General features: G+C 52.8%; 8 protein-coding genes and 1 pseudogene. All 9 read left to right on the top strand.

The window, feature by feature from the left end:
• Positions 1-674 (top strand): hypothetical protein (locus J1785_RS04500; protein WP_217218902.1); only part of this gene is annotated, 674 nt, incomplete at its 5' end.
• Between the two features lie 148 nt (positions 675-822).
• A complete protein-coding gene (locus J1785_RS04495) occupies positions 823-1,017 on the top strand; it encodes an AlpA family transcriptional regulator (protein ID WP_217137401.1) in 195 nt (64 codons plus the stop codon).
• Between the two features lie 14 nt (positions 1,018-1,031).
• Positions 1,032-1,619, top strand: coding sequence for a DUF2857 domain-containing protein (locus tag J1785_RS04490; RefSeq protein ID WP_217137400.1), 588 nt, complete (start codon positions 1,032-1,034; stop codon positions 1,617-1,619).
• Complete coding sequence (locus J1785_RS04485) at positions 1,609-1,818, top strand: TraR/DksA family transcriptional regulator (RefSeq protein ID WP_117119699.1); 210 nt, start codon at positions 1,609-1,611, stop codon at positions 1,816-1,818. The genes J1785_RS04490 and J1785_RS04485 overlap by 11 nt, the downstream gene beginning before the upstream one ends.
• Before the next feature lie 395 nt (positions 1,819-2,213).
• Positions 2,214-2,435 carry a hypothetical protein gene (locus tag J1785_RS04480; protein ID WP_217137399.1) on the top strand — a complete coding sequence of 74 codons (222 nt, stop codon included), beginning with the start codon at positions 2,214-2,216 and terminating at the stop codon, positions 2,433-2,435.
• Positions 2,436-2,513: 78 nt separating this feature from the next.
• Positions 2,514-3,179, top strand: a complete 666-nt coding sequence (locus tag J1785_RS04475; protein WP_217137398.1) for a lytic transglycosylase domain-containing protein — start codon at positions 2,514-2,516, stop codon at positions 3,177-3,179.
• Positions 3,160-3,438: a TrbC/VirB2 family protein gene (locus J1785_RS04470; RefSeq protein ID WP_095101420.1), complete on the top strand. Its 279-nt coding sequence runs from the start codon at positions 3,160-3,162 to the stop codon at positions 3,436-3,438. Before J1785_RS04475 ends, J1785_RS04470 begins: the two co-directional genes overlap by 20 nt.
• Before the next feature lie 11 nt (positions 3,439-3,449).
• On the top strand, positions 3,450-6,197 hold the full coding sequence (locus J1785_RS04465; protein WP_217218901.1) for a VirB4 family type IV secretion/conjugal transfer ATPase: 2,748 nt from the start codon (positions 3,450-3,452) through the stop codon (positions 6,195-6,197).
• A 23-nt stretch (positions 6,198-6,220) separates the two neighbouring features.
• Positions 6,221-6,385 (top strand): annotated as a pseudogene (locus J1785_RS26665) (type IV secretion system protein); the annotation flags it as partial.

The following is a 6,385-nucleotide window of genomic DNA, read 5'->3' as shown; positions in this document are numbered from 1 at the left end:
GGATTAGCACACTTGAGAAAAACTGTTTCCTTTCTGGTAGAAACCTTATTATCAGTACAAAGGAAGATTATATTTTTCCTACTCAAAGAGTTATTGATACAACTTTATCAGGTCACGAGTATGTCCTGGTACAGAGATTGCTAGCTCATTCCCTAGGAATTCCTCTCCCTCTAACCGGGGCAAATGATATCAATTATGGTCTTTCCGTCATTATATCTGGCGAGATACTTCAACTATTCGAAAAACTTACCTGGAGGGAAAGGATCAAACAACAGGCAGCTAAATTAGCTGGAAGTTTTTCTTTGGACATTGAAAATAATATTTTTCCACAAAGAATAAACTTGCTTAACCAAAGAGGACATTTCCCTCTTCATGATTTACCGCAAGATGCCTGTTTTGTCATACGGTATGCTGAACTTGAAAAGTTAATCAATATGCCTGTTAAAAACGGATCATTTCCGCCGACATCAACACGGATATCCACGCCATTATCCCGCATGTTCTGGCTTGCCTGTAAACATAATGAGACCATAAGTCCGCTAATCAGACAACCTTATAAGCTTCTGTCTATTTTCGAGCAATGGGCATCAGCGGAAGGCATTACTGATCGGCTGAGCGGAGACACGCTTAAAACCGCACTTGAACGCGGCTCACCTTCTTCCACTTCACCATAAAATTAAAATGACATTCCTTTTTCGTTATCTGAAAACCCGTATTACGAGTGACAGTATCCGTAATACGGTTTTATCTACTTCCCCTCCATCGTTACTCTGTGTTTTTTTGTTATCTCCGGACACATCTTTTTCTGTACTGGAGGAAATTATGACATCTCATCAGTTATTACGCCTGAAACAGGTTGAAGAAAAAACTGGCCTGAAGCGCTCTCAAATCTATCTGTATATGAAAGACGGTGCCTTCCCCCGCTCAATCAAGATTGGCCCGGCCAGTGTCGCCTGGCTCGAATCGGAAATTGACGAATGGATCAATATCAAATTAGTCCGACGCTCAATAGGCTGAAGGGAGAAAACACCATGATTATCCCGTCACTGAATTACGCCGTATTAACCGATGCCCTGCATGCATTGAAGGATGGCAATATTCGTCACTGTGAATCGCTAGGATTCACTTTCGACGAAATGAATGCCCTCAACCAATTGTCACTAGACGAGCTGTTTATCCTCAGTCGTGAGTCTGCACCATTTTTGGCTGTGACGGTTCATCACGACGCGTTACGCCTGCTTCTGGCGAAATCCCGTGAGGAGGTTCTGCAGCAACAGCGTATCAACCACGCCATCCGGCTGGGTGGGTCAATTGCGCTACTCAACAAGTATTTTGGCCTCACCTCCAACGAAGTTTGCCTTCGCCGCCGGTTACTGGGCGTCCGTGTACCTTATGGCCGGACGCCAGAGCCGGACGAAGATACGGATGCGGCCATCTGGCGGCAATGGCAACAATGCCGGGTGGCCAGTCTGGAATCAACCGATGCGCTGGACGCCATGATGCAGGTAACACAAACCCTGCTGCCGAAAGTCGAAGGATTGTCACTGACCATCGTCTGGAAGCGTATCGCACTTTGCGAGCGGGAGGCGTCAGACCGGAGGGCCGCACATGCCAGATGAGATCGACCGCGATCAGGAATTTAATGAGCAACGACTGGAGGAGATGATTGAACAGAGTCGTTTTAAGCCAGGGTCTACGCCATCATTATTCCATTGTCGTCTATGCGGTAAGCCCATTCCTGAAAAGCGACGGCAGGCACTCCCGGGCATAACCACCTGCACAGAATGCCAGGAAAAACTTGAACGTCGAATACGTTAATAATGGTCACAGAGACATGCAGGAATATTTCCCCTGCATGTCTCTATCATTAACTATCAATCCACAGTCGTCTTTATTAACTATTTCACTTACTTTTATTTCTCGCAGAGCTTACCCCCTCCACCACTAATTTATCTCTCTCATTTTAACTTTGAATTTATCGTGTATATGCCGCCCCGGATATCTGATCCTGAAAACGTCATTACAGAATGGTTGCCCGAATGGTCGTTAATTTCCCCAGATCGGGCATTGCTCTTTAAAAATAAGGTTCGGGCTGTCACGAAACCACAATTCAGGGTGCCGCTGAATGTTCTCGCTGCCCCGTTTAAACCGGAATGCAGAATTGGGATGTGACATTCATTTAACTCATTGTTGTTTTTATTAGAGGAGGCGTCATGCGAAAACCCATTTACCACGTATTTGTCACTCAGGAAAGTCAACCCGATGCACAGGGCGAAATAAACACGTATTGGACCAGGGTTGGTGTGGCGTTCGCTCATAACGGTAAGTCTGGCCTGAATATCATGCTGACACCCGGTATTGCTGTCTCCGGCAAGTTAGTGCTCCTTGAGCCCAGGGATGACGGCGACGCGACACAGGATACTCAGTCCATTTAACCGCCCTTCCCCCCTTTTCCCGGCCCTGTGCCGTCTGATGACGGCACGCGTTGCCCGGTTTACCGTTCCGAGGCCACCATGCTTTCCACCACCGTATTTCTGGCGGCGGCCATGCAGTGCGCCGCCAGCGTTCACCCGTCGACGGCACTTGATGTGGCGCGGGTCGAATCCGGTTTGAATCCGTATGCCATCGCTGAAATCCTGCCCGGTGGCAAAGGCGTGACTTCACATTTCCCCACAAGCAAGGATGAGGCCCTCAGCCTCACCGGACGGCTGGCGGCACAGGGCCGACGTTATTCGGTCGGGCTGATGCAAATCACCAGCACCAATTTCCGTCATTACGGCGTGAGCGCCCGTGACCTTCTTGACCCCTGTACCAACCTGTCCGTCTTTGAGCGCATCCTCACCGACTGCTACCGCCGCGGCGGTTCCCTCATGCGTGCGCTCAGTTGCTACTACTCGGGAAATTTCACGGCCGGCCAACAGCCGGAATCCGCGTTTAACCAGACCAGCTACATCCAGCGCATCGGCTACGCCGTACCGTCAACGCGGGAAGACCGGCAGCGACCACTCGCCGAAAAGCTCGTGCCTGAAATCCGTTACCCCACCGCCGTCATGCGTGGCGAGCTTACCAATAACGCCACGTCAGTTCTGACATCCCTGCGCTACCCCAATGCCGTGATACGCGGCGCGATACCCTTTCCCGGCCCCAGGAGGAACAATGATGAAACGAAAACAAACTGACTGGCCCGTCCTCTCTTCCTTGTTAATAGCAAGCCCGGTGCTGGCAGCAGACAGCGGATTTAATAAAGCCAATGAGACGCTGAGCAACACCTCCACAGGACTGCTCGGACTGGCCGCCGTCACCATCACGCTGGCCACCATGTGGGTGGGATACAAAGTCTTGTTTGACGGCAAGAGCCTGCATGACATGCGCAACGTCATCATTGGCGCCATCCTTATCGTCGGTGCGTCAGGTTTCGGTGCTTACTGGGCGTCATAAGGGAGGTAACGATGGCTACGCTGAACAAAGCGCTGACGCGGCCTGCCGCCATAGCCGGCATTCCCCTCGTGCCGTTCGTGATGGTCAGCGGGGCCATCGTCCTGCTGGCGGTCTATGTCAGCTATTACCTGATATTACTGCTTATCCCTGCCTGGCTGGAGATGAAGGCAAAGGCCAGAACCGATATTCACTATTTCGGGCTGCTCTGGCTGGCCTTTAAAACCCGTGGCCGGTTTGGCACCAATAAACATTTTGGTGCCAATGCCCTGCTCGCAAACCGCTATGACGCCGTCGACGTCTCGGAGTTTATTGAAAAAATGAAGTTAAACGAGCGCGTTACGCTGGATAAATATATTCCGTATTCCTCCCATATTCATCCGCACGTCATCAGAAACCGCCAGGGTGATTTGGTTGCCAGCTGGGAGCTGGAGGGCACCGTTTTTGAATGCGAGGACGAACATCATCTGACGTTAATGGCGACGCATCTCAATAACGTGATTCGTTCATATGAAGGCCTGCCGGTCACTTTCTATCTTCACCGTATCCGGGAAAAGTACCACGATGCCTTTGACGCGAATTCAGGCATTCCCTTTTCTGATGAAGTGACCCGGCAGTATTACCAGCCGATCAACGAAAAACCGTTCTGGCGGCACCGGCTGTTTTTCACCCTCTGCTACGCGCCCTTCTCTCCGCTGGAGAAAAAGGCCATGAAGGCGCAGCCGTCCGGTAAACGCAACGCAGCGCTGGATGATGCCCTGAAAGTGATGCTGGAATACCGGGAGGCACTGGCTTCCGCGCTGTCCCGCTATACGGCGACGCCGCTGGGGATGTATGAAGACAACGGGCGGGTGTATTCCGCCCAGTTGTCCTTTTATCACCGTCTGCTCACCGGCCAGTGGCAAAAGGTGGCGGTCACGCGTGCGCCGTTTTATGAAACATTAAGCACGCCGGATGTCTTTTTTACCACCGACACCGCCGAGTGCCAGACCGTCGGCGGCTCCCGTTTTTTCCGCAGTCTGGAAATCAAAGATTATTCGCCGGAGACCGCGACCGGCCTGCTGGACGCGCTGCTGTATGCCGAAAGCGAGTATGTGCTGACGCAATCCTTCACCTGCATGGCCCGCGATGAGGCGCAGAAGCATATCCGTTTGGCGGAAAAGCGCCTGACTTCGGCGGATGACGACGCCATTTCGCAGCGCGAAGAGCTGATTGTGTTGCGTGACCTGCTCCAGTCCGGGCATGTCTCCTGCGGAAAATACCACTTTTCCCTGCTGGTATCTTCAGACAGCGCCGAGCAGGTGGTGAAGGATGCCAACGCGCTGGCGCAGCCCTTCGCCGACCTCGGCATCATGACGACGCTGTCCACGCTGTCGCTGCCCGCCGCGTACCTGGCGCAACTGCCGGGGGTGTATACGTTGCGCCCCCGTCTGGTGGCCATCAGCAGCCAGAACTTTGCCGACCTGGCGAGCCTGCACAATTTTCATCCTCACAAACGAAACGGCAATCCCTGGGGCGATGCCATCGCCATCCTCAAATCCCCCGGCGGCGGCGGGTATTACCTGAACCTGCACGACAGCCAGAGCGGACGGGATGACTTCAACGAAAAAACGCCGGGTAATACGGCGATTATCGGGAAAACCGGTTCCGGGAAAACGATGCTGATGACCATGATGCAGCAACTGATGCAGAAGTACCGCAATCCGGCGACGTTCTCTGAATCAGCCCCCCTTAAGCAGCTAACCACCGTGTATTTCGACAAGGACCGGGCGGCGGAGATGGCGATACGCCAGATGGGCGGACGCTACTTCCGTATCCGTACCGGCACGCCCACCGGGTTTAACCCGTTTAAGCTTGCGCCGACCCGGCGGAATATCAGCTTTATCAAACGACTGGTGCGCATGCTGTGCCGCCGCAACGGCAAACCGCTCGATCCGCGCGATGAGGAGCGGATCAGTGCCGCCGTAGATACCATTATGCTCGACTATCCGCCCGAATACCGTAAGTTCGGTATCACCCGGCTGCTGGAAGTCCTGCCGGAGCCGCCCACCACCGACGCCCGCATAAACGGGCTGCGCATCCGCCTTAAACAGTGGGCGCAGGGCGGCGAGTTCGGCTGGGTATTCGACAATGAGGAGGACACCTTCAACATCAGCAACATTGATAACGTGGGTATCGACGGTACGGAATTTCTCGATGATGACGATATTCGCGGCCCCATTACGTTTTATCTGCTTTACCGCGTCACCAGCCTGCTGGACGGTCGCCGGCTGGTAATGTTCATGGATGAGTTCTGGAAATGGCTGGCCGATGTCGAATTCTCCCGCTTCTCGCTCAATATGCTGAAAGTGATCCGCAAGCTGAACGGCATCTTCGTCCCAGCCACCCAGTCGCCTGACGAAATCGTCAAACATCCGATTGCCCCGGCGATTATCGAGCAGTGCAGTACGCAGATTTTTCTCGCCAACCCAAAGGCCAGCCGGGCGGATTACGTGGAAAAGATGAAAGTGCCGGAAAGCGTGTACGACATCGTCAGAAACCTCGATCCGGGTGAGCGGTACATGGTGGTCCTGAAAACGCCGTTACGCGCAGGTGAAACCCGGCCTTTTGTGGCGATGGCGAAAATGGATTTAGCGGGTCTCGGGAAACTTACCAAAATGCTGAGCGGGAGCGAAGACAACCTGAAACTGTTCGACACCCTGTTTCAGGAAGGAATGCACCCTGATGACTGGAAAGCCGCCTTCCTTGAACAAGCCCTGTAATATTCATGACGGAGGTAATGAAAATGCGGTTCAGAAATATCATACTGGCGTTATCGTTGTTTATTTCCACCCAGGCGATGAGCGCCGGAATACCGGTATTCGACGCCGTACAGAATACCGAATCCATGAATCAGTGGATCCAGAAACTCCAGCAGTGGCAGGAAACCGTCACCCACTATAGAAGTGAA

Origin of the sequence: Rahnella perminowiae (assembly GCF_019049755.1) — a bacterium.
Taxonomy (GTDB): Bacteria; Pseudomonadota; Gammaproteobacteria; order Enterobacterales; family Enterobacteriaceae; genus Rahnella; species Rahnella perminowiae.
This window is presented reverse-complemented; position numbering and strand designations above follow the sequence as displayed.

Coding starts and splice junctions, on each gene's coding strand:
- J1785_RS04495 (WP_217137401.1), top strand. CDS start 823: ATGACATCTCATCAGTTATTACGCCTGAAACAGGTTGAAGAAAAAACT.
- J1785_RS04490 (WP_217137400.1), top strand. CDS start 1,032: ATGATTATCCCGTCACTGAATTACGCCGTATTAACCGATGCCCTGCAT.
- J1785_RS04485 (WP_117119699.1), top strand. CDS start 1,609: ATGCCAGATGAGATCGACCGCGATCAGGAATTTAATGAGCAACGACTG.
- J1785_RS04480 (WP_217137399.1), top strand. CDS start 2,214: ATGCGAAAACCCATTTACCACGTATTTGTCACTCAGGAAAGTCAACCC.
- J1785_RS04475 (WP_217137398.1), top strand. CDS start 2,514: ATGCTTTCCACCACCGTATTTCTGGCGGCGGCCATGCAGTGCGCCGCC.
- J1785_RS04470 (WP_095101420.1), top strand. CDS start 3,160: ATGAAACGAAAACAAACTGACTGGCCCGTCCTCTCTTCCTTGTTAATA.
- J1785_RS04465 (WP_217218901.1), top strand. CDS start 3,450: ATGGCTACGCTGAACAAAGCGCTGACGCGGCCTGCCGCCATAGCCGGC.